Source organism: Gardnerella sp. C0684A1 (genome assembly GCF_055326835.1).
In genome coordinates this window covers 1-239 of record NZ_JBLTSX010000086.1, presented here as the reverse complement: position 1 = coordinate 239, position 239 = coordinate 1, and the positions used below count along the sequence as shown (strand labels likewise).

1 protein-coding gene is annotated in these 239 nt (G+C 68.2%); it reads right to left on the bottom strand.

Annotated features, from left to right (window positions below):
• Positions 1-205, bottom strand: a 205-nt coding sequence (locus tag ACNEUN_RS06430; RefSeq protein WP_463631631.1) for a hypothetical protein, incomplete at its 3' end; no start/stop codon positions are given.
• Between the last annotated feature and the right edge of the window lie 34 nt (positions 206-239).

Genomic DNA, 239 nt, shown 5'->3' with positions numbered 1-239 from the left:
GCAGCACACCGACCGCTGCGCAGGCGCCGAGCAAGGGCAACACGGCCACACGAAAGCGCAATAACGCAACGCCGGCCGCGAGGCCGATTGCCGCCGACACCGCGTCGAAGCGCCCCGCAAGTCCGGCCGGCCACAGCACATGCACGGCAAAAAAGACGGCAAGGTTCAGGATGACGCCGACGACGGCCGCCGAGATCGCCGTCAACGGCGCTGTGAACCTCAGCTGGCCATGCGTCGAC